The following is a 26,985-nucleotide window of genomic DNA, read 5'->3' as shown; positions in this document are numbered from 1 at the left end:
GCAGCAGGAAAAGGCGGGTGCGGGCATGAGCAAGATCAGGAATATGGAAGAGTTTGCGCGGCTTTCCGGCATCTCGCGCCCGACCGTCTCAAAATACTTCAACGATCCTGACAGTGTGCGCGCCACAACCCGCAAGCGGATCGAAAAGGCGCTGGCGCAGTATGATTACCGGCCCAATATCTTTGCGGTGAACCAGAACCGCAAGCTGACCAAGAACATCGGTATCGTCGTGCCCTATCTGGCCGACCCCTTCTTTGCCGAGATCGCCCGCCGCATTGAACGGCGCTGCATTGACGCGGGGTTCTGGCCGATCCTGTTCAGTGCGCATGGCGACCAGCAGCTTGAAAATGACATTCTGGGCAGCCTTCGCTCGCTCAAGCCCGCGGGGGCACTGCTGGCGCCGCTGGGCCGGAATTCTGACCGCAGCGCGATTGAATCCTTTTGCCGGAACGTGCCGACCGTGTTGTTTGACAGCAATATCGAAGGGGTCGGCAGCACGTTTATCGGCTCGGATAACACGCAGTTTGTTGAGCAGATGGTGGAATATCTGTGCCGCACCGGCGAGCCGCCCTGCTTTTTCGAGATGCCGCCGGTCAACCCCAACGCCAACAAACGCCGCAATGCCTATCTGCAGATCATGCAGAAGCTGGGGCATGCGCCCAATGTGATCCGGGTGGAGGGGGCGGGCTGGGATTTTGAGAAGATCAGCTATGAGGGCGCGCTGCGCGTGCTCAGCGCGAATCAACTGACCACGAACACCGTTCTGTGCAGCAATGACCGTCTGGCGATCGGCTTTCTGGCGGCCTGTTATGAGCGTGGCCTGCGGGTGGGCTTTTCTGAGGGCTGCGCGCTGCGCGTGGCCGGGATCGACGATCACCCGTTTTCCCGCTTCACCTGCCCGCCGCTCACCACCGTCGCGCAGGATTATGACTCTGTCTCAAACCGCGCCACCGAAACGCTTTTCCGGATGATCGAGGGCGGTGCGCCCGACCGGACCGAACGGATTGAGACGCTGTTCGAGGGAAAGCTGGTGATGCGCGCTTCGGCATAATTTGCGCGCGTCAATTTTATATTGACGCCGCGACAGACTTTGTCTTAGCCTGCGCTACGCCATCCAATAAACCAAGGGAGGAGAACGGATGTCTATCAGAACGTCACTCGGTCTTGCGAGTGCGCTGGCCATTGCTGCGGCGACAGCAGGCCATGCAGACACGCTCAGCGGCACCGTGACCATCGCCACCGTGAACAATGGCGACATGATCCGCATGCAGGGGCTGACCTCTGCCTTCAACGAGGCCTATCCCGACATCACCCTTGAATGGGTCACCCTTGAGGAAAACGTGCTGCGTCAGCGCGTGACACAAGACATCGCCGCGCGGGGCGGGCAGTTCGACGTGATGACCATCGGCACCTACGAAGTGCCGATCTGGGGCCGCAACGGCTGGCTGGTCTCGCTCAACGATCTGCCCGCTGAGTGGGACGCGGAAGACCTGCTGCCCGCCATCCGTGACGGGCTGACCGTGGATGGTGAGCTTTATGCCGCGCCCTTCTATGGCGAAAGCTCGATGGTGATGTATCGCACCGACCTGATGGAGGAAGCGGGCCTTGAGATGCCAGAAGCGCCGACATGGGAATTCATCCGCGAAGCCGCCGCTGCCATGACCGGGGGCAACACCTATGGCATCTGCCTGCGCGGCAAGGCAGGCTGGGGTGAGAACATGGCCTTCCTCACCGCAATGGCCAACAGCTTTGGCGCGCGCTGGTTCGACGAAGACTGGCAGGCCCAGTTCGACAGCGCCGAATGGGCGCAAACGCTCGATTTCTACATGGACCTGATGACGAATTACGGCCCTCCGGGCGCCGCGAACAACGGGTTCAATGAGAACCTGACGCTGTTCCAGCAGGGCCGCTGCGGCATGTGGATCGACGCCACCGTGGCCGCAAGCTTCGTCACCAACCCCAGCGATTCAACCGTGGCCGAGCATGTTGGCTTTGCCCTTGCACCCGATAACGGGCTGGGCCGCCGGGGCAACTGGCTCTGGGCATGGTCGCTGGCTATTCCCGCCGGATCGCAGGCAACCGACGCCGCCAAGGCTTTCATCACCTGGGCCACCAGCCGCGAATATACCGCACTCGTCGCTGAAAACGAGGGTTGGGCCAATGTTCCGCCGGGCACACGGACCTCGCTTTACGAGAATCCGGAATACCTTGAAGCGGCCAGTTTTGCCGAAATGACCCTGCGCTCGATCAACTCCGCCGATCCGACCAACCCGGCTGTCGATCCGGTGCCCTATACCGGCGTGCAGTTCGTGGCGATCCCTGAATTCGCGGGCTTTGCCACCGAAGTCGGCCAGGAATTCGCCAATGCGCTGGCCGGTCAGCAATCGGTTGAGCAGGCGCTGGCCAATGCGCAGGCGCTGACCACCGACGCGATGGAAGCCGCAGGTTACTGACCCCTTCCTCCCCCGCCAGAGGGCGGCGCGCTTGCTGCCCTCTGGTGTTTTGTATCCCCGATATGTCTGTCTTCGTGGCAGTCCTGCCGCCCAAAGCGGAAGTGTGATCATGGCAACCAAGGCTTCCAGATCAGCCGCACGCCTGATGCTGGCCCCCGCAGTCATTCTGCTGCTGGGCTGGATGCTGGTGCCGCTGGTCATGACGGTGATCTTCTCGTTTCAGCGCTACCTGCCGATGCGCGGCGGTTTTCAGGGCTGGGCGGGGTTTGACAATTATGTGCGTTTTGTCACCTCCAGCGCCTTCTGGCCCTCGGTTCAGGCGACGCTGATCATTGTCGGCGGGGTGCTTGTCATCACGCTGGTGCTGGGCGTGTTGCTGGCGATCCTGCTGGACCAGCCGATGTGGGGGCAGGGCATTGTCCGCATTCTGGTCATCGCGCCGTTCTTTGTGATGCCGACCGTTTCAGCACTGGTCTGGAAGAACATGTTCATGGACCCGGTCAACGGGCTTCTGGCGCATCTGTGGCGTTTTTTCGGGGCGCAGCCGGTTTCATGGCTGTCCGAGGCCTCGATGTCGTCGATCATCCTGATCGCGTCCTGGCAGTGGCTGCCCTTTGCCACGCTGATCCTGCTGACCGCCATTCAGTCGCTCGACAGTGAACAGCTTGAAGCGGCCGAGATGGATGGCGCGTCGGTGATGGCGCGCTTCTGGTTTCTCATCCTGCCGCATCTGGCCCGGGCCATCACCATTGTCATCCTGATCCAGACCATCTTTCTGCTGGCGATCTTTGCCGAAATCTTTGTCACCACGCAGGGCGCCTTTGGCACAAGGACGCTGACCTACCTGATCTACCAGCGCGTTCTGGAAAGCCAGAATGTGGGGCTGGGTTCCGCCGGTGGGGTCTATGCAATCATTCTTGCCAATATCCTTGCGCTCTTCCTGATGCGCATCGTCGGCAAGAACCTGGACAGGTGAGGTAAGCATCATGGCCCGCGCCGTCACGACAAAACGCAAGGCAATCAACACCGCCCTCGCATGGGTGATCGGCCTGCTGATCTTCTTTCCCATCCTCTGGACCATCCTCACCAGCTTCAAGACCGAGGCCACGGCCATTGCCGACCCGCCGGTCTGGTTCTTCTTTGACTGGACGCTGGACAATTACCGCGTGGTGCAGGAGCGATCAGATTATGGCCGATTCCTGTGGAACTCGGTGATCATCGCGGGCGGCTCCACCTTTCTGGGGCTGATCATCGCCATACCGGCGGCATGGTCGATGGCCTTTGTACCGTCGCTGCGCACCAAGGACATCCTGCTCTGGATGCTCTCCACCAAGATGCTGCCCGCCGTGGGTGTGCTCTATCCGGTCTATCTGATCTTCATCCAGCTTGGCCTGCTGGATACCCGCCTCGGTCTGACGATCGTTCTGATGTTCATCAACCTGCCGATCATGGTCTGGATGCTTTACACCTATTTCAAGGAAATCCCCGCCGAGATCCTTGAGGCCGCGCGGATGGACGGTGCGGGCCTGCGCGCGGAAATCCTCTATGTGCTGACGCCGATGGCCATTCCCGGCATCGCATCTACTGTGCTGCTGAACGTGATCCTCGCGTGGAACGAGGCCTTCTGGACCCTGAACCTGTCAGCCGCGCGGGCCGCACCGCTCACCGCCTTCATTGCCAGCTATTCCAGCCCCGAGGGCCTGTTCTATGCCAAGCTCTCTGCCGCCTCGACCATGGCCATCGCGCCGATCCTGATCCTGGGCTGGTTCAGCCAGAAACAACTGGTGCGCGGCCTGACCTTTGGCGCCGTGAAATAAGGACGACTGACATGGGACGTATCGTTCTGGAGAGCGTGACCAAAAGCTTCGGCAATGTGGCGGTCATTCCGCCGCTGGATCTGACCATCGAGGATGGCGAGTTTGCCGTGTTCGTCGGCCCCTCCGGCTGCGGGAAATCCACGCTCCTGCGGCTGATCGCGGGGCTGGAGGATGTGACATCGGGCGTGATCCGCATCGACGGGCAGGATGCCACCGGCATCCCCCCTGCCAGACGCGGGCTGGCGATGGTCTTTCAATCCTACGCGCTTTACCCGCATATGACGGTGCGCAAGAACATCGCCTTTCCGCTGCGCATGGCCGGGCTTGATAAGGCCGAGCAGAACCGGCGGGTAGAGCAGGCGGCGACGGTGCTGAACCTGACAGATTTTCTGGACCGCCGCCCGGGCCAGCTTTCAGGCGGTCAACGCCAGCGCGTGGCCATCGGCCGCGCCATCGTGCGCGAACCGGCGGCGTTTCTGTTTGATGAGCCCCTCTCGAACCTTGACGCAGCGCTGCGTGTGGGCATGCGGCTGGAAATCAGCGAGCTGCACAACCGGCTCAAGACCACCATGATCTATGTGACTCACGATCAGGTCGAAGCGATGACCATGGCCGACAAGATCGTGGTGCTGCGCGCGGGGCATATCGAGCAGGTCGGCAGCCCGCTTGAGTTGTATCGCGCGCCCCGCAACCTGTTCGTCGCGGGTTTCATCGGCTCACCCCGGATGAATCTGATCACCGGCCCCGAGGCCCTGCGCCACGGCGCCCCCACCATCGGCATCCGGCCTGAGCATATCACCGTTTCCGCCACCGAGGGGGAATGGTCGGGCACCGTCGGCGTGTCCGAGCATCTGGGCTCGGACACGTTCTTTCATGTCCACGGCACCGGACTGGCCGAGATGATCACCGTGCGCACCGATGGCGAGGTCGGCTTCAAACATGGCGACCGCATCCACCTGACCCCCCGCACCGATGCCATTCACCGCTTTGACGAACAGGGACTGAGAATCGCATGAAAAGACTGGAGGGCAAATGCGCGCTGATCACGGGGGCAGCGCGCGGCATCGGGCTGGCCTTTGCGCAGGCCTATATTGCTGAGGGCGCGCGCGTCGTGATAGCCGATATCGACATTGCCCGCGCCCGTGCGGCGGCAGCGTCGCTGGGCGATGCTGCGCTGGCCGTGGAAATGGATGTGACGCAGCAGGCCAGCATCGACGCCGCCGTGGCGCAGGCGATTGCCGGTTTCGGCCAGATCGACATTCTGGTCAACAACGCCGCCATCTTCACCGCCGCCCCCATCGCCGAGATCACGCGCAGCGATTACGCGCGCTGCTTTGACATCAATGTGGCGGGCACCCTTTTCACCCTGCAAGCTGTCGCGCGGCACATGATTGCGCGCGGGCAGGGCGGCAAGATTATCAACATGGCCTCGCAGGCCGGGCGGCGGGGTGAGGCGCTGGTGGGGGTCTATTGCGCGACCAAGGCCGCCGTCATCAGCCTGACCCAGTCTGCCGGGCTGAACCTGATTGCGCATGGCATCAACGTCAACGCCATCGCGCCCGGCGTGGTGGATGGCGAGCATTGGGATGGTGTCGATGCCTTTTTCGCAAAGTATGAGAACAAGGCACCGGGCCAGAAGAAGCGGGAGGTCGGCGCCAGCGTGCCCTTTGGCCGCATGGGCCGCGCCGAGGATCTGACCGGCATGGCCGTTTTCCTTGCCTCGTCCGAGGCCGATTACATCGTCGCCCAGACCTATAACGTGGATGGCGGCCAATGGATGAGCTGACCCCGCTCTCGCTGGCCACACTGGGGCAACTGGCGCGGGATGTGCGTGTGCCGCGCTATGACCGCAAGGCGCTCAGCCCCGGTATTGTGCATATCGGGCTGGGCAATTTTCACCGCGCGCATCAGGCATGGTATCTGCACCGGCTGTTCGACATGGGGCGCAACCATGACTGGGCGATCATCGGCGCGGGGGTGCGGGCGGGCGATGCGGCGATGCGCGACAGGCTTCTGGCGCAGGATTGCCTCACCACCCTGGTCGCGCTGGACCCGGCGGGCAGATCGGCGGAGGTCACCGGCGCGATGACCGGGTTTCTGCCCGTGCAGGCCGGAAATGCCGCGCTGATCGCGCAAATGGCTGACCCCGCCATCCGCGTCGTCGCCCTGACCGTGACCGAAGGCGGCTATTTCATTGACCCGGCCAGCGGCGGCTTTGATGCCGCACACCCTGACATCGTGCATGACGCGGCCAACCCGGAGCAGCCCCGCACCGCCTTCGGCGCCATGATCGCTGCCCTCCGCCTGCGCCGCGACCGGCGGCAGGGGCCCTTCACCGGGCTGTGCTGCGACAATCTTCAGGGCAACGGGGCGGTGTTGCGGCAGACGCTGGTGTCACTCGCGCGCCTGTCCGATCCGGCGCTTGCCGACTGGATCGAGGCCGAATGCCGCTTTCCCAATGCCATGGTTGATTGCATCGTTCCCGCCACCGGCGCGCGCGAGATCGCGCTGGCGCAGGGCTTCGGCATTCAGGATGCTGCCCCCGTCACCCATGAGAATTTCCGCCAATGGGTGATCGAGGATGACTTCTGCGCGGGCCGCCCTGACTGGGATCTGGCGGGCGCCACCTTCTCGGCCGATGTGCATGCGTTCGAGCGGATGAAAATCCGCATTCTCAACGGCGGGCATCAGGTGATCTGCGGCGCGGGCGAGCTGCTGGGGCTGGGCACCATCGCGCAGACCATGGCGCATCCGCTGATCCGCGCGCTGCTGCGCCGGGTGGTGACGCAGGAAATCGCGCCGCATGTCGATGCTGTGCCGGGCACCACGCCCGCGCAGTATCTTGACCTGATCGACCAGCGCTTTTCCAACCCTGAAATCGCCGACACCACCCGCCGTGTCGCCTTTGACGGCACCAGCCGCCACCCGGGTTTCATCGTTCCGTCCATCCGCGAGGGGCTGCGCAGCGGCGCGCCGGTGGAGGGGCTGGCGCTGGTTTCGGCGCTTTGGGCGCGCTACTGCCTTGGCCTGCGTGAGGATGGCAGCACGATCGCGCCGAATGACCCGCACTGGCCCGCGCTTCAGGCCGTGGCGCAGGCCGCGCGCGACACGCCGCGCCTGTGGATTGAGCAGCGCCAGTATTACGGCGATCTGGCCGGGGCACCCCGCTTTGCCGAAGCGTTTGAGCGCTGGTTGCCCGCCCTCCATACCCACGGCGTTGAGGCCACGATCAGCGACTGGCTGGCGCAATGAAGTGCGGCGCTGCCCCTGCCGGGTCCAGCGCCGCAGGGCAGACGCCGTTTCAGCCGGGCGCCCCGTCGCGCTTCGCCGTGCGGGCAATGGCGGGGCGCCCGGTGCAGCGCTTCACCCAGTCGCGGATGGCCGGATTCTCCGGTATCAGGTCAGTGAACCACAGGAAGGGGCTGCAGCACAGCAGATCAGCGGCGGAATAGTGCTCCCCCAGCAGATAGGGCTGATGCTCAAGCGTTTCGGCAAGCCGTTCGACCATCGTGTCGAAGTCGCGCAGGCTGGCATCGAACGCGGGGTGCGATATCTGCGCCCAATGCAGAATGATCACCGGCTCCATTACGCCCTGATAGTAGAACAGCCACGACAGATAGGCACCGCGCCCCGGCGCCCCGGCAACCGGGCCAAGGCCCGCCTCCGGGTATTTGTCGGTCAGGTAAACGATGATCGCGCCGCGTTCGCGCAGGATTTCATCGCCGTCCACAAGAAAGGGCACCTTCTTTTCCGGGTGCGGGTTCACCGGATCAGGGCCGCCTGAGCCATCCTGACGCGGTATCGTCACCTCGCGGATTTCGACATCTGCACCGAGTTCGTCAATCAGCGTGACAATCGTCGATGAACGGGAGAGCGGGGAATGGTAGAGCGTGGGCATCAGATGTTCCTTTTCGTGATGGTGGACACTTCATAAACTGGGGCTGCTGACAGTTCGCGGCAGCAGAAGAAAACGGCAAAAAACGATGGCAAGAACCGACAGACTGATGCGGCTGATGGATGCGCTCCGGCGCCTTGTGCCGCCCGTAACCGCAACGCGGCTTGCACAGGAAACCGGCGTGTCGCCCCGCCAGCTTTACCGCGATATCGCAACCCTGCGCGCGGGCGGGGCGCTGATCGACGGTGCGGCGGGTGTCGGCTACACCCTGACCGAAGACCCGGCGCTGCCGCCGCAAAGCTTCTCAAGGCTTGAGATCGAGGCGCTGATGCTGGCACTGGGCGGGCTGGAGGAGATCGGCGACGAAACCCTGACCCAGGCGGGCCGCAACGCCATGGCGCGGATCATCGCCACCCTGCCGGACGCGCAGGCCCGGCACGCCATGCACACGGTCATGCGAAGCTGGCGCCCGGTCACACCCCGCCAGCCCCCCGACATCGACATGGCGCTGCTGCGCGCCGCCTGTTGGGAAGAGTTCAGCGTGAAGATCGGCTACCGTGATCTGCACGACCATATGACCGAGCGTGAAATCTGGCCCCTTGGCCTTTCCTACAGCCCGGAATCGCTGATGCTTCTGGCGTTCTGCCGGTTGCGCAATGACACCCGTGTCTTCCATATCTCGCGCATCACCGCGCTGAGCAGGGGCAGCGAAAGTTTTCGCCCCCGCCGTGTCAGCCTGCTGCGCGACTTTGTCAAAAGGCGCGACAGGCCGCATCCGCGCGAAGCAGGCACTGGTCCCGGCGCTACGCCCTGAGCGTCATCAAACCGCAACAATTCTGTGGCAAGGGGGGCGGTGAACATGAGCGGTCAGTACCTTGATCAGCAACCCCATCTCCAGCAGCGGCGCGTCGGAGGCCCTGATCGGGGCCTACCTTGAGCTTGTGGCGAATGGCACACCCCTTCATGACATCACGGTGCGGTCGATCGCGCAGCGCGCCGGTGTCAGCGTTTCGGCGGTGTCCTATCATTTCGGCTCGCTCGATGAGCTGATCGCCGTTGTTGCAAGGCGGGCCTATGCGCGCATCAACCTTGAGCGGATGCAGCTTTACCAGCACGCGGTGGAGCACTGGCACCCTGATCCGCCGCCGCTGCGCGTTCTTCTGGATGCGTTGGTGCGCCCCACCGTCGGCAGCCCGCCGGGACAGGATGTGAATATCCGGTTTCTGCTGCAGATCGGCTCGCTTCTGTCGCGTGCGAAGCAGACGCCGGGCCTTATGGCGCTCGACAGCGAAATGCGCCCGCACCAGATCATCGTGGACAGCCTGCACCAGCACGCGCCATGGCTCAGCCGGGCCGAGGTGGGCTGGCGGGTGCATGCCACCCTCGGAATCCGCTCGCATGTGCTGGGCCGCTCGTCGCGGATGCGCGCGCTCAGCGACAACCGGCTGGACCTGAACGACCCTGAGGTTGTCATCGGCGCCATTCTAGATCTTGCGGTTTCCATGTTCGCCAACCCGGCCCCGGATAACGGCCCCCTGCATCGCTTCTGAAATGCTTCTGACAAGGGGGCCCTTGCCCGCGCGCGCCTGCGTCAGCTGACAGCGCTCAGCGCGGGAAGGGCGCTGGCGGCAGGGGCGGCGCGCCGGATGGGGATTGTGCGGCCCGCGCTGTCGAACAGATACAGCGCGGAGCCCGGAACCGAAAAGCTGCAGTGGTCACCGCGGGCCAGCGCGGGCGTTCCGGCAAGGCGCGCGGTCAGCTCCAACCCCGGCAAACCCTCAACCTCCAACTGCACCAGCGTTTCAGCGCCCAGCTTCTCCACATGTACGACAAGCGCGGGCAGGTTCAGATCGCCCGCCGCATCGGCCTGCCGGGCGCGGATCTGCTCAGGGCGCAGGCCCAGCGTTGCCGGGCCCGCCGCGCATTCCACACTGTCAGGAAGCGCCACACTGACCGGACCGGCGCTGAAGAACGCGCCCGTCGCCCCGCGCACCAGCGCGCCGGACAGCACGTTCATGGCCGGTGAACCCAGGAAGGTGGCGACGAAAAGGTCACAAGGGTTGTTGTAGAGCTCCATCGGCGCACCGATCTGCCGGATGCGCCCGCCCTCCATGATGACAATGCGGTCGGCCATGGTCATCGCCTCGACCTGATCATGCGTCACATACAGCGTGGTGATCCCCAGCGCTTTCTGCAACCGCGTAATCTCAATCCGTGCCGTGCCGCGCAGCTTGGCATCAAGGTTTGACAGCGGCTCGTCGAACAGAAATGCCGCCGGTTCACGCACGATACAGCGCGCCACGGCGACCCGCTGGCGCTGCCCGCCCGACAGCTCTTTCGGGCGACGGTGCAGAAGATGCGCAATGCCCATCCGCTCTGCCGCCTGCTGCACCCGCGCGCTGATCTCGGATTTCGACATCTTCTTCAGCGTCAGGGCAAAGCCGATGTTTTCGGCGGCGGTCAGATGCGGGTAAAGCGCGTAGGACTGGAACACCATCGCCAGATTGCGGTCGCGCGCGGCAAGCCGGGTGACATTGGTCGCGCCGACATGCACCGCCCCGTCGCTGATCGGCTCAAGCCCGGCCAGCATGCGCAGCGAGGTCGTCTTGCCGCAGCCCGACGGGCCGACAAGCGCCACGAATTCCCCCTCGTTGATTGTCAGATTGAAGCGGTCAACGGCGACAACGTCGTCAAAACGCTTGGTCACATCTTCGAATACGAGCCTGGCCATGGGCGATCACCTTCTGTGGTTTCCACCCTTTTTACGCGCAGGGCGAATCGGTTGCATGTCAGGGACGCGTTGTTCGCATGACATCTGCCGAACACTGTTCGGCGGGTTTCAAGAAAGCGTGGCGGGACTGTCACCCAACCGATTCCCCCGCCGGGCTAGGCCTTTGGTCAGAATTCAGGACCGGAGCAAACAATGCAGAACATATGCCCGACCGATGGGGCAGAGCGGTGGCAGGCCATTTTCGACGGCCATCACCCCAATTTCAGAATGATGGGCGGCACCACCGCTGGTGGGCGCCGCCTGCGCCGGGGTGCCTTCCTGCGCGGACCGGCGCTGCATGACCTGACCGAGGCGCAGTGGCGCGCCCTTCACGCCGAGCGGGATCTGGCGCTGATCGTCGATTTCCGCCGCGCCGATGAGGTGCTCGAACGCCCCAACCGGCTGCCTGAGGATCTGCGCCAGCATGCCGTGGCCCTCCCGATCGACAGCGGCGCAAGCGCCCGGCTGGCGGCGGAACTCAGGGCGGCGAGTGTCAGCCATGAGCGTGCCGCGCTGGCCATGCGCGCCGCCTATACCGATTTCGCCGGCCTTCATCTGAAGCATTACGCCGATTTTCTGGCCCATGTTGCCCGCGCCTCCGGGCGCAGCGTGTTCTTCCACTGCACCGCAGGCAAGGACCGCACGGGCTTTGCCGCCGCGCTGATCCTGCTGGCGCTGGGTGTCCCGCGTGAGCAGGTCATGGCCGATTTTCTGGCCTCGGCTGACCTCTGGCGCCCTGACGAGGGCCTGCAATCGCGCGTCCCTGAACCTGCGCGCGCCGCGATCTTCGGCATCGAGGCCGCCTATCTGGAGGCCGCGCTGGATGAGCTGGCGCGCACACAAGGCAGCGCCGCCACTTTTGCCAGCCGGGCGATGGGCGGCGAGCAGGCGTTCCGCGCCTGGGTGGATCAGAGCCTGACCTGAACAATACGACAATCAAGGAGAGAGAAGATGACCAACAACAAAACCTTCGTCCATATCACCGACCTGCACATCAGCGCACCGGAACTTCAGGACGAGAAGCTGCGCAGCGACACCACCGCCACGCTCACCACAGTGCTGGAGATGATCCGCGGGATCGAACCGCGCCCCTCGTTCGTCATCGCCAGCGGTGATCTGACGAACCACGGCGACGAAGCCTCGTTCCGCACGCTGGCCGGGATGATGGAAGGGCTCGACCTTCCCGTGGTCTGGGCGCTTGGCAACCACGATACCCGCGCGGGCTTTTATGCCGGGCTGCTGGGCTCGGCCGATGGTGCCGACAAGACCTATGACCATGATCAGGTGCTTGACGGCATCCATGTGATCACGCTCGACACCTCAAGCCCCGTGCGGATCGGCGGCGATCTGGCCGGGGCGCAGTTTGCCTTCCTCGAAGCCGCGCTTGACCGCCATGCCGGTCTGCCCAAGATCATCGTGCTGCACCACGCGCCCGCCCTTGATATTGACCCTGACTGGGAATGGGAAGGCCTGTCCTTCACCGCGACCGAACGCCTTGCCGCGACCCTGAAGGGCCGCGACATCGCAGGGATCTTCTCGGGCCATATCCATCAGGACCGTTTCAGCCACTGGCACGGCATCCCGCTGATCGTCGGCATGGGCCTGCATGCGGCGCTTGATCCGCTCCATCCCGCGACGGACAGCATCCGCTCGGTTCAGGGCACATCCTTCTCGCTGTGCACGCTGCGCGACAGCGGGCTGACGGTGACCTGCGCGCCTCTGCCCAGCGACCGCCGCGAACTGGGCATCGCCACCATCCCGCAGCTGCAAGCCTATGAGGCCGCGCGTGCGGCCGAGTTTGCAGCCTGAACCCCGTATCGGAGAGATCACATGAAACCCGTCCGCCACTTGCTGCTTGGCGCGCTCGCCGCCACGCTGCCCTTTGCCGCTTTGGCCGAGATGGCCCCCGCCATTGAAGAGCCGGTCACCATCCGTTTCTACAACTACAACCTGGCCTCCGCCGGTCTGGGCCGCGAAGGTACGCTGGAGATGCTGGAAACCTTCGCCGGGGCCAACCCGCTGATCACCGTCGAAGGCGTGCCGGTTCCGGCTGCCGAAGTGATGAGCCGGGTGCAGGCCGATGTTATCGCCGGGCAAGGGCCTGATATCGCCCAAATTATCTTTGCCGACCTTGGCTATCTGGTGGAAAACTTTGGCGTCCCCGCGCTGGACGACATCACCCCGGCGGCGGAGCTGGAAGCGCATCTTGAAGGCATGTTCCCGCGCGGTATTGAACTGGCGCGCCTTGATGGCAGCCTCTACGGGCTTGCCTATGTGTTTTCCACGCCGGTGCTGTTCTACAATGCTGATCTCTTTGCCGAGGCCGGTCTTGACCCTGACCAGCCGCCGCGCACCTGGGAGGAAGTGACGCATGCCGCGCTGACGATCCATGCGCAAACCGGCAATGCGGGACTGCTGACCGGCATCTTCGGCGCGTCGGCCTATGACTGGCTCTATCAGGGTTTCCTGCGCTCAAACGGCGGGCGCGCGATGTCCGAAGACCGCAGCACCATGATGTTCGGCGAGCCCGAGGCGGTTGAGGCATTGGCCACCTTGCGCAATATTGCTCAGGCGGGCGCCATGCCGAACCTGCCGTCCAGCGGCGCGATCGAGGCCATGTCGAGCGGCAATGCCGGGATGTTTTTGATCACCAGTGCGGTTCAGGGCGCGCTTCTGCGCGGTGCCGAGGGCAATTTCGACCTGCGCGCGGCCCCCATGCCGACCTTCGGCGATAAACCCGCGACGCCCACCAATTCGGGCTCAGCGCTGGTCATCATGACCGATGATCCGGTGCGCCAGCGTGCCGCGTGGGAACTGATGCAGCACCTGACCTCGGACTATGGCTATACCGTCATCACCTCGCGGATCGGCTATGTGCCGCTGCGCCAGAACGCGGTGGAAAGCGAAGAATATCTTGCGCCGTTCCTGCGGGCCAATCCGGTGGTGCAGCCGAACATCGACCAGCTTGAAACGCTGGTGCCCTGGGTACCGCTGCCCGGCCCCAGCTACCGCCAGATCCTGACGGTGATGATGAATGCCTCCGAGCAGGCTGTTTTCGGCACCGACGACAACATCGCGCCGATCCTCGCCGATGCCCAACGCCGCGCGCAAGCGCTGGTGCCGAACTGACGGCGCCGGTCTGACAACCAGCGCAGGCACCCGCAACGGTGCCTGCCGCTTTTTCGCCCTTACCGGCTTTTCCAGCCTTTCATCCGGAGACCTCTCCATGCTCGATCGTCGCACCTTCCTTGTGAGCGCCCTCGCCTCCACCGCACTGACCAGTACGCTTTTTGCCCAGACGAACGGTCAGGATCCGCTGCGCTTCTATAACTACAATCTGGCATCCGCAGGGATCGGCGCCGATGCCACCCGCAAGATGCTGGATGCCTTCGCCGAGGCCCATCCGGAAACCACCGTCGAGGGGGTGCCAGTTGCGGTGTCTGAGCTGATGGGGCGCATTCAGGCCGACATGGTGGCGGGCATCGGCCCCGATGTGGCGCAGTTTGCCTTTTCCGGGCTGGCCTATGCGCGCGACTATCTGGGCGCGGTTGCGCTGGAAGACGCGGTGCCGCAGGAAGAGCTGGATGCGCATCTGTCCGGCATGGTGGCCAATGGCGTGCGTCTGGGCCAGCTTGACGGCAAGACCTATGGCCTCGCCTATGTCTTTTCCACGCCGGTGCTGTTCTACAACGCCGATCTGTTCCGCGCCGCAGGCCTTGACCCTGACAGCCCGCCCACCAACTGGGAAGAGGTGCACGCGGCCGCCATTGCCATCCATCAGGCGACCGGCAAGCCGGGCCTTCTGACCGGCATCTTTGGCAATACGGCAGGTGACTGGCTGTTTCAGGGCGTGATCCGCTCCGCTGGCGGGCGCGTTCTGTCCGAGGACCGGCGCACCCTGATGTTCGCCGAACCCGAAGCCCTTGAGGCACTGGAAACCCTGCGTGCCATCGCGCAAACGGGCGCCTTTGAAGCGGCCTTTGATTTCGCCGCGATCGAGGCGATGGCAGCGGGCAATGGCGGAATGTATCTGCAGACCAGCGCGGTTCAGAACACTCTGCTGCGCGGCGCAACCGACAACTGGGAACTGCGCGCCACAACCATGCCGTCCTTCGGCGACCGCCCGGTGCGGCCCACCAACTCGGGCTCGGCGCTGGTTCTGATGACGCGGGACCCAGAGCGCCAGCGCGCCGCATGGGATCTGATGCGCTTCCTGACCTCGGACTGGGCCTATACCGTCATCACCTCGGAAATCGGCTATCTGCCGCTGCGCCCCAATGCGATCAGCAGCGAGGAATTTCTGGCCCCATGGATCCGCGAGAACCCGCTGATTCTGCCGAACCTCGCCCAGCTTGAGCGGCTGGAACCCGCAATGCCACATGCCGGGCCGAACTACAGCCAGATCGTGCAGACCATGATGAACGCAGCCGAACGCGCGGTCTTTGGCCCCTCGGACGATATCGCCGGGATCATGGGCGACGCACAGCGCCGCGCTCAGGCCCTGATGCCTGCCTGAGCGATACGGGCGGGCCAGCAGCATCGCCGGCCCGCCCGCACAACCGATACACAAGACCAAGGGGAAGCAGATGTCCGACATGACAGTGTCGACACCACGAAGAGACGGGTTTGTGACCACGCTCCTGCGCCAGCCGCTCGCGCCATGGCTTTACCTTGCGCCCGCGCTGGTGGCCCTCTTTGTGTGGATCTATGCGCCGCTGGGCTACGCGCTCTGGCTCAGCTTCCATGAATGGAACATGCTGCCCTTCGCGCCGATCCGCAATGTGGGCACGCTGAACTATGAGCGCCTGATCGAGCTGCCGGAAATGAGCCAGGCTTTGCGCAACACGGCTCTGTATCTGGTGGGGCTGTTGCCGCTGACCGTGGCGCTGCCGGTGGCCGCCGCGATCCTGACGCAGGATCTGGCACCGCGCTGGCGCAACCTCTATCGCGGGCTGATCTTTGTGCCGCTGATCATCGCGCCTGTCGCCGCAGCCGCCGTCTGGCGCTGGCTGCTGGACCCGGGTTTCGGGCTGATCAACATGGCCATTCAGGGGCTTGGCTTTGCGCCGGTGCGCTTTTTGCAAAGCCCTGATCTGGCGATCTGGACGATCATCTGGATCACCGGCTGGAAGCTGATCGGCTTTTCCACGCTGATCGTCTCGGCCAGCCTTGCCAATATCAACCCCGCCCTGATCGAGGCCGCGCGCATGGACGGCGCGACCGAGTGGCAGGTCACACGGCGCATCCGCCTGCCGCTGCTGTCGCCGGTGATCTTTCTGTTGGTGCTGCTCACCATGCTGCTGGGCGCGCAATGGAGCTTTACCTACATCCACGTCCTCACGCAGGGCGGGCCGCTGGGCAGTTCCAACAACATTTATTACCTGCTCTGGCAGTTCGGCTTTGGCAGCCTTGCCGCAGGCTGGGCTTCGGCGGCGGGGATACTCTTGTTTGCGGGCTTTGGCGCTGTCGCCGTCAGCCTTCTGTGGCTCATGAACCGGGTGACCTTCCATGACAACTGATATCTCGCTTCAAAGCGGCCCGCGCCCCTGGGTGCCCCATGCGGTGATGATCCCGCTTGCCATCATCTCGATCTTTCCGGTCTGGTGGATGTTTGTAACTTCACTCAGGCCAGAGAATGACATCTACAGCAGCCTGCCGTGGCCCGGCTCACCCACGCTTGACAACTACACCTATGCGATGAACGCCATCGCCGTCTGGCCGATGCTGCGCAACACCGCCATCTATGCCACGGTCACCACGCTGGCGCAGATGCTGACCGCTATTCTGGCTGCATGGGCCTTTGTGCGCTGGCGCTTCCCGCTGGATAAGCTGATCCTTGCGCTGATCGCGCTGACATGGCTGGTGCCGTTTCAGGTGGTGATGATCCCCAACTATATCCTCGTGTCGCGCATGGGGCTGGTCGATAACATTCTGGCGCTCCTGCTGCCCAATGTGGTTTCGGCCTTTGCGATCCTGCTGCTGGTGCAATCCATGCGGTCATTTCCGACCGAGGTGATCGAGGCCGCCGAGATGGACGGGGCCAGCCACTGGCGCGTCCTGTGGCGGGTGGTGGTGCCCAATCTGCGCGCGCCGCTGGCGGCACTGTCGATCCTGCTCTTCATCTCGACATGGAATGACTATTTCTGGCCCCTCCTGCTGACCCGGTCCGAGAAGTCCACCGTCATTCAGATCGGCATCCAGATGTTCCTGACCGAAGAGGGCAACCAGTGGGGGCCACTGATGGCGATCTCGTCGCTGGCCTGTCTGCCGGTGCTGGCGATCTATATCGCGCTTCAGCGGCAGGTGATCGACAGCTTCGTCAAGGCCGGGATGCGCTGAGGCGGGGCAGGGCGCGGGAACGGCAGCTCACTCCGCCAGCGGGGGCACTGCCGTTCCCAGAAACGCCGCGATCCGGCTGCGCACCGTATCATGATGGCCCAGCAACAGATGCCCGCCGGTCGTGAAGGTCAGCACCTCCGCCGTGCTGATCTGCCCGGCGGTGAAACGGGCGGTGGAGAACGGCGCAATAAGGTCATCCTCGGCATGGATGATCAGCACCGGAACCCTGATCTCTTCGGGTGCGACAATACCGTCGGGGGCAATGGCAGCCCCCTCGTTGTTCAACCCGTCACGGCGCTGCGTCACCGGCAGAAAGGCCGCGATCATCGCATCCAGAAAGGCGGCCTCAGCCCCGGTCATCTGCGCCTGAAGCGCGCGGCGCGCATCGAAAAGCGGGGCAAGGCTGCGCGGCGAAAGGCGCAGCAGCGCCCAAAGCGGGAAATCCGTGGCAAAGAGCGCATCATACAGCCAGAGCGGCACGGGAAGCGCCTGTTCCTCAGCCGTCAGCGGCGCATAGGGGGCCATCGACAACAGGATCAGCGCCTGCGCGCGCTCCGGGTGGCGGGTGGCAAATTGCAGCGCCGGGGGCACCCCGCCGGACATCGCCAGAAGCGTGATGCGCTCAATCCCCAGTGCATCCAGCAGACCGGCGAAAGCATCGGCCTGCGCGGCGGTCGAGGCGTCAGAGGGCAGGGGTGAACCCCGATAGCCAAAGCGCGACGGCGCGATCCAGCGGTAGCTTGCGGGAAGAAAGGCCTCGGCCAGCAGGCGGCCCTGATCATACCCGCCGCCCGCGCCATGGATCGCCAGAACCGGCGCACCCTCTCCGCCCATGGCATAGGCAAGCGGCCCCTGCGCGGTCTCAACCACGCTGGCGGCGGTCATCAGCCGGGCATTTACCGCCCGCATGTCGCGCTGATACCAAAGCCAGAGCGCCAGCGCGGAAAGAAGCGCCAGCACCAGCACCATGATGCCCGCGCGGCGCATGGCGCTACACCCGCGCGTCGATCACGGCGGCGACCGGCCTGCGCAGCGAGCGTGGCATCCCGGGCCCGTAGCCGAAGCGCAGCACCAGATCAGGCCGCCGGTGACCCAGCCCCAGAAGCGTTTGCAGTTGCGGGCGTGTCTCCGTTCGCTCAACCGGCTGGTTCAGATGCGCATGCCTTATACCCAGCGCTGTCGCCTGAAGGGCAAACCGTTGGCAGGCCCGCCCGGCCTGCACCCAATGCGCGGGGGTGTCATGGTCGGAATGGATGACGGCCAGCCCCGCCGACGACCGCACCTGCCGGGCATAGCGGGCATTCTCGGCTGAAACGGTAAAGAAACGGTCAAACATGAACCGCCCCAGCGCGTCAGGCAGGGCGGGGCTGCCGCTGGCGGCCGAATAAAGCCCGTCGCCCGTCGCGATGGCCGCGCGGGCGTTGAAGCGCAGCCATGATTTCAGCTCGGCGGTAAAGGCCGGGTCCGAGACCTGCGCGGTATTGGCGGTGAGGATCAGGTCCAGAACCTGCGCGATCATCGCAGGGTCGGTGATCAGCATCACCTCGGCCCCTTCGACCCGGGCGGCGGCCTCCAGCGCGGCCAGATCCGCGGCAGGCACCGCGCGCCCGTCATAATCTGAGCGGCTGCATTGCCGCGCCGGAACCGCGTCGAACAAGGGGTCAGGCCTGCCCCCGGCTGCAAGGGCGATCGCCACCTGCCCGTCGCCTTCTGCCACAAAGTCAAACGCCGCAGCACGCCCGGAGGAACCTGCCGCCAGCATCAGGTTTTCCGCCGCGCAGCCGAGCGAGGCATAGAGGTGATGGTGGTCACCGTCGGCGGCGGGCAGGGCGCGGCTCAGATCCGGCAGGATCGCCACGCCCCCGTCGGTTTCACGAAAGCGCCAGGCCTGCGCGTTGTGGCTGTTTTCGGCCAGCGTGGCGTAATGCACCAGCCCGATGAAATGGGCCGGGTCGCGGGGGGTGCGAAGGGCGGCGGTGGCGGCGTCATGATCAGGGCCTCGGGTCAGCATATACCCTCCTCCGGCGGCAAGCAGGGTGGCGCCTCCGGTCAGCAGAACGGTGCGGCGGGTTGGCATGGGTCATACTCCGGGCGGACAAGATGGACGGAGTATAGGCGCCGCGCCGCGCGACTCACTGATCTCGATCAATCCGGGCTGTGCCAGAGGGGGCAGAGGCGGGGCAGCGCTGGCCGTTCAGGCGCTTTGCGGTGTTGCGCCGGGCTGTTCCATCCAGATCACCGGCAGCGGGCGGCTCTGATCATCGGTCGCGCGCCGCGATGTCTCATGGAAACCGAGGTTTTCATAGAACGCCATGGCGCGGGTGTTTGCCGCATAAACCTCAACCGTCAACGGGCCGTGGCGTTCAGCCGCCGCCTGCAAAAGCCGCCGCCCGATGCCGCGCCTGTGGTGAACGGGATCCACGAACAGGCCGCCGATGAACTGGCCCAGCAGTGCCACGAACCCCACCACGCGCGCCCCGTCGCAGGCCAACGTCATCTCGGCCGCGGGGATATAGATATCGCGCACCATGGCCGCATCGGCGTCAAGGTCAGCGGCGCTCAGAAACGGATGCCCGGCTTCCGATGCGTCGCGCCATATCTGCAGGCAGGCCGCCAGATCGTCGGGGGTATAGGGGCGCAGGTGCAGGGTGTCAGGCATGGAACGGCTCTTGGGTCTGGGGCAGGCGGGTTTGTCTAACCGGGTACGCATGCTGCATATTCAGCCGCCCGGGCGATGACAAGGCGACTTTTGGGGCGCGGTCGCGGGCCGGGCCGGATACCGCCACGGCCCTCTGCGCGCTTAACGCATCATCACGCGCTTCAGCCAACCGCTCAGCCTGCCATAGGGCGGCGCGATAAGGCGCGACGGATCAAAAAGCCGCACCTGCGCAACGCCGCGCGCATGCGAAAAGCGCCGGAACCCGTCACGCCCGTGATAGGCCCCCATCCCGCTGGGGCCGACACCGCCGAACGGCAGATCATGCTGCGCGACATGCAGCAGCGTGCCGTTCACCGTCACATTGCCCGAATGCGTCTGCGCCAGAATCTCATTGATCACCGCCCGCTCATTGCTGAAGGCGTAAAGCGCAAGTGGCCGGGGACCTGCATTCACAAGCGCCAGCGCATCGCCCAGCCGGTCATAGGGGACAACCGGCAGCACGGGGCCAAAAATCTCTTCCCGCATCAGCAGGCAATCCGGCGGCGGGTCCAGCACGATGCTGGGGGCCATCCGCATGCCAGCGCCGGGCAGAACGGCATCATGGGTCAGGATTTCGGCGCCACGCTGGCGGCATTCCTCCAGCGCCCCGACCAGCCGCGCATGGGCCTGCGCGCCAAGGACGCTCGTGAACGCCCCGGCATCCTGCGGTGCGGGGTAAAACGCCTGTGCCCGGGCCAGAATGGCCTCAGCCACCTGCCGCATCTGCGCGCGCGGGGCCAGCACGTAATCCGGCGCGATACAGGTCTGCCCGGCGTTCATCAGCTTGCCAAAGGCGATGGCCTGCGCGGCCTTGTCGATGGGGTAGCCGGGCGCGATGATCGCCGGAGACTTTCCGCCAAGCTCCAGCGTCAGCGGCGTCAGGTTCGCTGCCGCCGCCGCCATCACCTTGCGGGCCACCCCGGTGGAGCCGGTGAAAACCAGATGGTCAAAAGGCAGTTGCGCGAAATGCGCGGCCACGTCGGGGCCACCATTGACCACGCTGACCTCATCTTCCGCAAAGAATTCCCCCACCGTGCGCGCAATCAGTGCCGAGGTGCGTGGCGTCTGTTCCGAGGGTTTGAGCATCGCCCGGTTGCCCGCCGCCAGCACGTCAATCAACGGGGCGAAACACAGGTAAAGCGGGTAGTTCCAGGGCGCCATGATCCCCACCACGCCAAGGGGCTGATACTCAACACGGTTCCTGATCTGCAGAAACTCCAGCGCGCTTGAGCGGCGCTCGGGCTTCATCCAGCGGGCAAGCCGGGCGCGGGTGTGGCGCAGCGCGTCGAGCAGGGGCGCGATTTCCAGCAATTCGGTTTCCTGATGCGGGCGGTTGCCGAAATCGGCGCTGATCGCCTCGCAGAAGGCCGCCTGATTGGCCCTGAGCAGCGCCTCGATCCTGGCCAGCCGTGCGCGCCTGACCTCTGCCGTGGCAAAGCGCTCTGCCTCGAACGCCGCGCGATGACGCGCGAACAGGGCGTCTGTCTGATCCGGATGCATCTCTGTCACTGTTCTCTCCAAGGGGTTGGGCGGGGGCGGGCACCCGGTTTCACGGGGTCCTGTACCGCGTCACTCTACGCCTTGTCCCGTCTGCCATACACCCCTTGGTGAAAGCCTTGCCAGCGCGCCCGTCCCGGGTGACACTGGTGCAGCGGCCGCTGCGGGTAACGGCACCGCAACAACGATGGTGAGCACAATCACTGCAAACAGATGAACCGCAACAGGGGGTTGTATGGCCGACGGAACGGAGGCGCCCGTCCGGGCGCAAGCGGCGTGGCGGAACTGGTCCGGCAGCGTGACGGCCAGCCCCCGCGCCATGCTTGCCCCGAAAAATGAGGAGGAACTGAGCGCGGCGATCCGCGACGCGCCCGCGCCGCTGCGGATCATGGGCGCGGGCCATTCCTTCACGCCGCTCGTCGCCAGCCAGGGCACAATCCTTGACCTTGCCGCCTTTTCGGGCCTGCGTGCGCAGGATGCCACGCAGATGCAGGCGACCTTCGGCGCCGCCACACCACTTAGCAGTCTGACCCGCCTTCTCAGCGGAATCGGACAGGCGCTGCCCAATATGGGCGATATCGACAGGCAGACCATGGCGGGCGCGCTGGGCACGGCGACCCATGGCTCGGGCATGCAACTGGGCGCGTATCATACCCAGCTGACCGCGATGCGGCTGGTGGACGGGCGCGGCGGCCTGCAAGAATACCACGCTGACACCGATCAGGAGATGATCCATGCCACCGGCGTCACGCTGGGCGCGTTCGGCGCGCTGACGGCGATCACCCTTCAGAACATCCCCGCCTATTCCCTGCGCCGCCGCCGCATCGCCGTGCCGCTTGGCGATATACTGGCGGATTTTGAAAGCGCCCTCTCGGCGCACCGCTCGGCTGAGTTGTTCATCGTGCCTTTCGCCAGCCATGCCCTTCTTCAGACGCTGGATATCACCGATGCACCATCGATCCCTCGCGCCACCGAAAAGGACGAAGACGCGCTGACCACGCTGAAGGCGCTCAGGACATGGCTGAAATGGTTTCCCCGCGCCCGGCGCGCGCTGATCGGCAGCGCCATGGCCCGGGTCGCCGACGAAGAGATTGCCGGCGCGTGGCGGGATGTCTATGCCTCTGACCGGCAGACACGCTTCAACGAAATGGAATACCACCTGCCGTTGGAGGAGGGGCCAAAGGCAATCCGGCAGATCATTGATCTGACTGAAAAACACTTCCCGGAGGTTTATTTCCCCATGGAGATCAGAACCGTTCAGGCCGATGACTTCTGGCTGAGCCCCTTCTATCGGCGCCAGACCTGCTCTGTTGCCGTGCATCACGATGCCAGTGAAGACCCGTCCGCCTTTTTTGGCGCGGCCGAGGCCGTTTTCAAACGCTTCGGCGGGCGGCCGCACTGGGGCAAGGCGCACAGCCTACGCGCACAGGAGCTTTGCGCGCTTTATCCGCGCTTTGGCGACGCGATGGAGGTTCGACGGGCGCTGGACCCGGACAACCGTTTCGTCTCACGCTATATGGCCGGGCTTTTCGGGCTCTGATGATGCAGGAAGCAGCCTATTTCGACCAACTCGCCGCCGCGCTTGCCACCGCGGGTGTTGCCACGCCGTCGCTGGTGATCGACCGTGACCGGCTGGATGGCAATATCGCGGCGGTGCGGGCGGCGCTGGGCCCGGACCTGCCGCTGCGGCTGGTGGACAAATCCTTGCCCTCCATCTCGTTGCTGGCCCATCTCATGGAAAAGCTCGGCACAAGCCGGATCATGAGTTTTCATCTGCCGGTCACGCTGGCCGTGCTCCGCGCCTTCCCGGAGGCTGACATCCTCTACGGCAAGCCTTTGCCGGTTGCCGCGCTGGCAGACCTCTGGCGTCAGGGGCGGCGGGTCGAAGGCCTCCGGCTGGTGCGGCGCTGCGTCTTCCTGATCGATACAGAGCTGCGGCTTGAGCAATACGCGCGTTTCGCGCGCCAGCAGGGGGTTGTGCTGCGCGTTGCGTTCGAGGTGGATATCGGCATGCACCGGGGGGGCTTTCCGACGCCGCCTGCCCTGGACAGCGCGTGTCAGCGGGCGATGGAGCATCCCTGCCTCGAAGTCGAGGGGATCATGGGCTATGAGGCGCATATCCCCGCGATGCCCGCGCTTTTCGGGGGCAGCACGGCGGAGGCGGCGAAGGTCAGGGCGCGGATGCAGGCCTTCGCCGCGGTCTTGCCCGCACGCGCGCGGCGGATCATCAATACCGGCGGCAGCAAGACGGCGCTGGGCTACCGCGATCCGGGGGTGGCGAGCGAGGTTGCGCTGGGTTCGGCCTTCGTCAAGCCGCTGGATTTTGATGTGCCTGCGCTGGCCGCCCTGCAACCTGCCGCCTTCATCGCGACCCCGGTTCTGAAAGTGCTGGAAACGCGTTTGCCGGGGCCGCTGCCCGTGACCCGGCTGCTGCAGTTCCTGGGCCTCTTCCCGCGGCAGGGATGTTTTCTGTACGGGGGCAAGTGGATGGCACACCCGGTGCACCCGGCGGCGATGCGGGAAAACGGGCTTTGGGGGCTGTCGTCCAATCAGCAGTTGATGGCCCTGCCAGCGCAAAGCATGCTGCGGCCCGATGATATGGTGTTCTTCCGGCCAACCCAGAGTGAGGCGGTCCTGCAGCAGTTCGGGGATCTGGTCGTCATCGCCGGGGGCGCGGTGGTCGCACGCTGGCCGGTTCTGTAGGAGGCGCGTGTATCTGGGGCATCCGGGCCGGGCGGGCCGGTGCGAGTAAAGGCGGGTGACGGCAGACGTGCAACGGAGGGGTGCGACGGCGGGAGTACGACAGCGCGATTGCCGGGAAAGGAGCGACAGCGTGAGTTTGATGGCGCGATTGCGCGGGAGGGGTGCGACGGCGGAGTATGATGGCCCGATTGCACAGGAGGGGTGCGCGGTGAGAACAGCATGGCGCATGCACGATTGCAATTGAGAGGGAGGGGTGTGTGAAAGGGCGGCCGCAGCAAGAGCCCTTCGCGCGGGAGCGCGAAACCCTGACGGGCGGTGCGGCATGCCTGTGCGAGGTTTCCTTTGTCGAGTGGCGCTGTGCCAGCGTGGCCGGTGATTTTCCCCGGCCGGGCCCGGCAGCCTCGTCGACAAGGCCGGGAAGGGGCAAGCGGGCAGGGTGGGGAAGCGAAACGCCGGGGAGGAAGCAACCGGACGCAGCGGATCGTGAAGGGCAGAAAGCCGTGGCCGCGAACGCTTGAGGGCTGCGCGGGAAAGAGCCGGCGGCCGCAGAGCCGGAAAGCCGAATGCAGGAGGCCGACCGGGAGAGGACCGAACGCCGACGCGCCAGATTCTGCAGGGTCGCGCGGAAGGATGGACAGAACCGGAAGGCCGTACCGGCATTGCAGGTTCACGCCGGTCTCGGGGCATGCAGATGGCAGCACTCATTCGGCCGCCCAGCGCCGGGACGTCTGACGCCCCGTTGTGAATTGCTGCAGTTCGGCCACCAATGCGCCCGCCCGTTGCTTGAGCGCCGCCGCCGCCGCGGTGGTTTCCTCGGCCACAGCGGCGTTGTGCTGGGTGACCTGATCAAGCTGGGAGACGCCGGTGTTGATGTCGGCAAGCCCCGCCGCCTGTTCACGTGCCGCTGTTGAAATCTTGTCGACAAGTTCCTGCATCCGCCGCGCCGACCCCAGAATTTCGTCCAGGCTGTTGCCGCTGCGGGTCACCAGCGTGGAGCCGGTTGCAACATGTTCGCTGCTTTCGGCGATCAGCACCCGGATCTCACGCGCGGAATCTGACGCCCGCTGCGCCAGCCCGCGCACCTCCGAGGCAACGACGGCGAAGCCCCGCCCGGCTTCGCCCGCGCGCGCCGCCTCGACCCCGGCGTTGAGAGCGAGAAGATTGGTCTGGAAGGCGATGGTGTCGATCACGTCGATGATGCGGTTGATCTGCTCCGAACTGCGCTCAATGGCATTCATCGCCTCGATCGCCTCCTTCACCACGCGCGCCCCGTCCTCTGCCCGCGTGCGGTTCTCACGTCCTTCAGCCTCGGCCTCGCTGGCGCGGGCGGCGGCGGAGCGCACGCTTTCGGTCAGTTGCTGCAACGCGGCCGCCGATTGCTCCAGCGTGGCGGCCTGCCTTTCGGCGCGGCTGGAGAGATCCTGTGACGCCTGATCAATCTCATCCGAGCCCGTGCGCACACCCTCGGCCACCGTTCCGATCCGGCCGATCACGCCATTGAGCTGTTCAACGACGCTGTTGTAACTGGCGCGCAGGCCTTCATAATCCTCGGGGAAGGGGTTGTCCGCCGGGCTGTCAATGGGATGCGAGAGGTCGCCTGACGCAAGGCGCTCCAGCCCCGCGGTAATGTCACGCGCCATCCGTGCCTGCTGGGCCACATCGCTTTTGTGGCGGGCCGTGAGCCGCTCATCGGCCGCGCGCTGCTCAGCTGCCAGGCGCTCAGCCTCTGCCTGGGCAGCCTGCGCGTCACTTACCGCGCGGTCGGCGGCGGCGAAGCCCAGCGCCAGCCGGCTGGTCAGCCAGATCAGCGCAACGGCCTCCACGATCAGCACCGAGGCATGCAGCATCACCCGCCCCAGATCGCCCTCACCCGGGAAAACGGCAGCGGGAAGTACGATGTTGAGCAGCAGATGATGCACCGCCACCACACCGGCAAACGCCACCAGCGGACGCCAGTTGCAGAACACCCCGATGGTGGCGAAGACTGCGAAGAAATACATGTGCGCGTCAATCTGCCAGGCATGCCCGCCAAGCTGGTAGACCAGTAGCGCGACGCTCAGGGCGAGGCCGATGTCGATTGTCAGCGCAACGCTCTGCCCGGAGGGATTGCGCCACTGATCGCCAGTGGCGATCGCCGCCAGCACAAGGACCGCAAGCGGCACAATCGCCCCGCCCTGTCCGCCCAGAAGCGCGATCAGCGCGGCAAGCGGGGCATGGGCCCAGAGGAAGACAAGCATGAAACGCTGCGCCCGGCTGGTGATATCGCCAAGGCTGAGGCGGTGGGCTGGGCTTGTGTTCATGGCAGGGGTTCCTCTGGCGGAAGGCGCGCGGCGCACAGCACCGCCACATAGGGGTGAATGACCAGCGCACCGGGCGGGCGGCTGCCCGCGCGCTCAACGCCGGGCCCCGGCGCCAGAACGATAAGGCGCCCGCCCAGCCGGATATCGGTGATGGGCATCTCAAGTGCTGCCGCGCGGCTGAACGCCTCAGCGCGGGAGACCCAGGGCGGAAACAGCAGGCCATAGCCCGCCCCCGGTTGCGGCTGCAAGGTCAGCGCGGCAAGCAAGGTCAGCCCCGCCAGCGCGGTCGCCAAGGGTATCAACAACTGTCCGGCCATGCATCCCCGCAGCATCTGCTTTGGTTCATGACTAGCGCACCGGGTCTCAAGATTCGGTAAACAGGCGCCCCGTTTTACGCGCCTCTCAGTGCCGGCGATTGATGGCGCGGCGCTTTCATGTCAGAAGCAGGCGGCTGAGAGAGAGGATGATCATGGATTCCCTGCTGCCCGCCCCCGATTTCCCCACCCTGCGGGC

General features: G+C 65.0%; 25 protein-coding genes. 17 read left to right on the top strand and 8 right to left on the bottom strand.

Annotated features, from left to right (window positions below):
* The first annotated feature begins 25 nt into the window (after positions 1-25).
* The 7 genes from V7Q53_RS11805 to V7Q53_RS11775 all read left to right on the top strand — a co-directional run bounded on the left by V7Q53_RS11805 (position 26) and on the right by V7Q53_RS11775 (position 7,522).
* Positions 26-1,051, top strand: coding sequence for a LacI family DNA-binding transcriptional regulator (locus V7Q53_RS11805; protein ID WP_333828753.1), 1,026 nt, complete (start codon positions 26-28; stop codon positions 1,049-1,051).
* An 88-nt stretch (positions 1,052-1,139) separates the two neighbouring features.
* Positions 1,140-2,453 (top strand): ABC transporter substrate-binding protein, encoded by a 1,314-nt coding sequence (locus V7Q53_RS11800; RefSeq protein WP_333828752.1) that lies wholly within the window; start codon positions 1,140-1,142, stop codon positions 2,451-2,453.
* Positions 2,454-2,562: 109 nt separating this feature from the next.
* Complete coding sequence (locus V7Q53_RS11795; protein ID WP_333828751.1) at positions 2,563-3,429, top strand: carbohydrate ABC transporter permease; 867 nt, start codon at positions 2,563-2,565, stop codon at positions 3,427-3,429.
* Positions 3,430-3,439: 10 nt separating this feature from the next.
* Positions 3,440-4,270: a carbohydrate ABC transporter permease gene (locus V7Q53_RS11790; protein WP_333828750.1), complete on the top strand. Its 831-nt coding sequence runs from the start codon at positions 3,440-3,442 to the stop codon at positions 4,268-4,270.
* Positions 4,271-4,281: 11 nt separating this feature from the next.
* Entirely contained in the window at positions 4,282-5,286 is a 1,005-nt protein-coding gene (locus V7Q53_RS11785; RefSeq protein ID WP_333828749.1) for an ABC transporter ATP-binding protein, read from the top strand.
* Complete coding sequence (locus V7Q53_RS11780) at positions 5,283-6,056, top strand: L-iditol 2-dehydrogenase (RefSeq protein ID WP_333828748.1); 774 nt, start codon at positions 5,283-5,285, stop codon at positions 6,054-6,056. The genes V7Q53_RS11785 and V7Q53_RS11780 overlap by 4 nt, the downstream gene beginning before the upstream one ends.
* On the top strand, positions 6,044-7,522 hold the full coding sequence (locus tag V7Q53_RS11775) for a mannitol dehydrogenase family protein (RefSeq protein ID WP_333828747.1): 1,479 nt from the start codon (positions 6,044-6,046) through the stop codon (positions 7,520-7,522). Before V7Q53_RS11780 ends, V7Q53_RS11775 begins: the two co-directional genes overlap by 13 nt.
* A gap of 49 nt (positions 7,523-7,571) precedes the next feature.
* On the opposite strand, the gene V7Q53_RS11770 is transcribed toward V7Q53_RS11775, so the two are convergent.
* Positions 7,572-8,168, bottom strand: a complete 597-nt coding sequence (locus V7Q53_RS11770; RefSeq protein WP_333828746.1) for a glutathione S-transferase family protein — start codon at positions 8,166-8,168, stop codon at positions 7,572-7,574.
* 85 nt (positions 8,169-8,253) lie between these two features.
* On the opposite strand from V7Q53_RS11770, the gene V7Q53_RS11765 reads away from it, so the two are divergent.
* Both V7Q53_RS11765 and V7Q53_RS11760 read left to right on the top strand, forming a co-directional pair.
* Positions 8,254-8,979 carry a helix-turn-helix transcriptional regulator gene (locus V7Q53_RS11765; RefSeq protein WP_333828745.1) on the top strand — a complete coding sequence of 242 codons (726 nt, stop codon included), beginning with the start codon at positions 8,254-8,256 and terminating at the stop codon, positions 8,977-8,979.
* 61 nt (positions 8,980-9,040) lie between these two features.
* Positions 9,041-9,715: a TetR family transcriptional regulator gene (locus tag V7Q53_RS11760; RefSeq protein WP_333828744.1), complete on the top strand. Its 675-nt coding sequence runs from the start codon at positions 9,041-9,043 to the stop codon at positions 9,713-9,715.
* Positions 9,716-9,756: 41 nt separating this feature from the next.
* Here V7Q53_RS11760 and V7Q53_RS11755 read toward each other — a convergent pair whose 3' ends face one another.
* The gene (locus V7Q53_RS11755; RefSeq protein WP_333828743.1) at positions 9,757-10,896 is read right to left on the bottom strand and encodes an ABC transporter ATP-binding protein; all 1,140 of its coding nucleotides are present in this window, start codon (positions 10,894-10,896) and stop codon (positions 9,757-9,759) included.
* A 192-nt stretch (positions 10,897-11,088) separates the two neighbouring features.
* On the opposite strand from V7Q53_RS11755, the gene V7Q53_RS11750 reads away from it, so the two are divergent.
* From V7Q53_RS11750 to V7Q53_RS11725, 6 genes are all read left to right on the top strand, one after another.
* Positions 11,089-11,859: a tyrosine-protein phosphatase gene (locus tag V7Q53_RS11750; protein WP_333828742.1), complete on the top strand. Its 771-nt coding sequence runs from the start codon at positions 11,089-11,091 to the stop codon at positions 11,857-11,859.
* Positions 11,860-11,886: 27 nt separating this feature from the next.
* Positions 11,887-12,744: a metallophosphoesterase gene (locus tag V7Q53_RS11745; protein ID WP_333828741.1), complete on the top strand. Its 858-nt coding sequence runs from the start codon at positions 11,887-11,889 to the stop codon at positions 12,742-12,744.
* A gap of 21 nt (positions 12,745-12,765) precedes the next feature.
* The gene (locus tag V7Q53_RS11740; RefSeq protein ID WP_333828740.1) at positions 12,766-14,064 is read left to right on the top strand and encodes an ABC transporter substrate-binding protein; all 1,299 of its coding nucleotides are present in this window, start codon (positions 12,766-12,768) and stop codon (positions 14,062-14,064) included.
* Between the two features lie 97 nt (positions 14,065-14,161).
* Entirely contained in the window at positions 14,162-15,451 is a 1,290-nt protein-coding gene (locus tag V7Q53_RS11735; RefSeq protein WP_333828739.1) for an ABC transporter substrate-binding protein, read from the top strand.
* A gap of 70 nt (positions 15,452-15,521) precedes the next feature.
* Positions 15,522-16,454, top strand: coding sequence for a carbohydrate ABC transporter permease (locus tag V7Q53_RS11730; RefSeq protein ID WP_333828738.1), 933 nt, complete (start codon positions 15,522-15,524; stop codon positions 16,452-16,454).
* Positions 16,444-17,274 carry a carbohydrate ABC transporter permease gene (locus V7Q53_RS11725; protein WP_333828737.1) on the top strand — a complete coding sequence of 277 codons (831 nt, stop codon included), beginning with the start codon at positions 16,444-16,446 and terminating at the stop codon, positions 17,272-17,274. The genes V7Q53_RS11730 and V7Q53_RS11725 overlap by 11 nt, the downstream gene beginning before the upstream one ends.
* Before the next feature lie 27 nt (positions 17,275-17,301).
* On the opposite strand, the gene V7Q53_RS11720 is transcribed toward V7Q53_RS11725, so the two are convergent.
* The 4 genes from V7Q53_RS11720 to V7Q53_RS11705 form a co-directional block, all read right to left on the bottom strand.
* Positions 17,302-18,261, bottom strand: a complete 960-nt coding sequence (locus V7Q53_RS11720) for an alpha/beta fold hydrolase (protein ID WP_333828736.1) — start codon at positions 18,259-18,261, stop codon at positions 17,302-17,304.
* 4 nt (positions 18,262-18,265) lie between these two features.
* The gene (locus V7Q53_RS11715; protein WP_333828735.1) at positions 18,266-19,351 is read right to left on the bottom strand and encodes an Acg family FMN-binding oxidoreductase; all 1,086 of its coding nucleotides are present in this window, start codon (positions 19,349-19,351) and stop codon (positions 18,266-18,268) included.
* A gap of 117 nt (positions 19,352-19,468) precedes the next feature.
* Entirely contained in the window at positions 19,469-19,933 is a 465-nt protein-coding gene (locus V7Q53_RS11710) for a GNAT family N-acetyltransferase (RefSeq protein ID WP_333828734.1), read from the bottom strand.
* 141 nt (positions 19,934-20,074) lie between these two features.
* Positions 20,075-21,472 carry a coniferyl aldehyde dehydrogenase gene (locus tag V7Q53_RS11705; RefSeq protein WP_333828777.1) on the bottom strand — a complete coding sequence of 466 codons (1,398 nt, stop codon included), beginning with the start codon at positions 21,470-21,472 and terminating at the stop codon, positions 20,075-20,077.
* Between the two features lie 232 nt (positions 21,473-21,704).
* Here V7Q53_RS11705 and V7Q53_RS11700 point away from each other — a divergent pair, with 232 nt between their 5' ends.
* Complete coding sequence (locus V7Q53_RS11700; protein ID WP_333828733.1) at positions 21,705-23,009, top strand: D-arabinono-1,4-lactone oxidase; 1,305 nt, start codon at positions 21,705-21,707, stop codon at positions 23,007-23,009.
* A 2-nt stretch (positions 23,010-23,011) separates the two neighbouring features.
* Positions 23,012-24,172 (top strand): alanine racemase, encoded by a 1,161-nt coding sequence (locus tag V7Q53_RS11695; RefSeq protein ID WP_333828732.1) that lies wholly within the window; start codon positions 23,012-23,014, stop codon positions 24,170-24,172.
* Between the two features lie 701 nt (positions 24,173-24,873).
* Here the strand turns inward: V7Q53_RS11695 and V7Q53_RS11690 are convergent.
* Both V7Q53_RS11690 and V7Q53_RS11685 read right to left on the bottom strand, forming a co-directional pair.
* Positions 24,874-26,472 (bottom strand): methyl-accepting chemotaxis protein, encoded by a 1,599-nt coding sequence (locus tag V7Q53_RS11690; protein ID WP_333828731.1) that lies wholly within the window; start codon positions 26,470-26,472, stop codon positions 24,874-24,876.
* The gene (locus V7Q53_RS11685) at positions 26,469-26,789 is read right to left on the bottom strand and encodes a hypothetical protein (RefSeq protein WP_333828730.1); all 321 of its coding nucleotides are present in this window, start codon (positions 26,787-26,789) and stop codon (positions 26,469-26,471) included. The genes V7Q53_RS11690 and V7Q53_RS11685 overlap by 4 nt, the downstream gene beginning before the upstream one ends.
* Between the last annotated feature and the right edge of the window lie 196 nt (positions 26,790-26,985).

This window comes from Pararhodobacter sp., assembly GCF_036802785.1.
GTDB lineage: Bacteria > Pseudomonadota > Alphaproteobacteria > Rhodobacterales > Rhodobacteraceae > Pararhodobacter.
The sequence above is the reverse complement of the archived record's forward strand: the minus strand, read 5'-3'. Positions and strand labels throughout refer to the sequence as shown.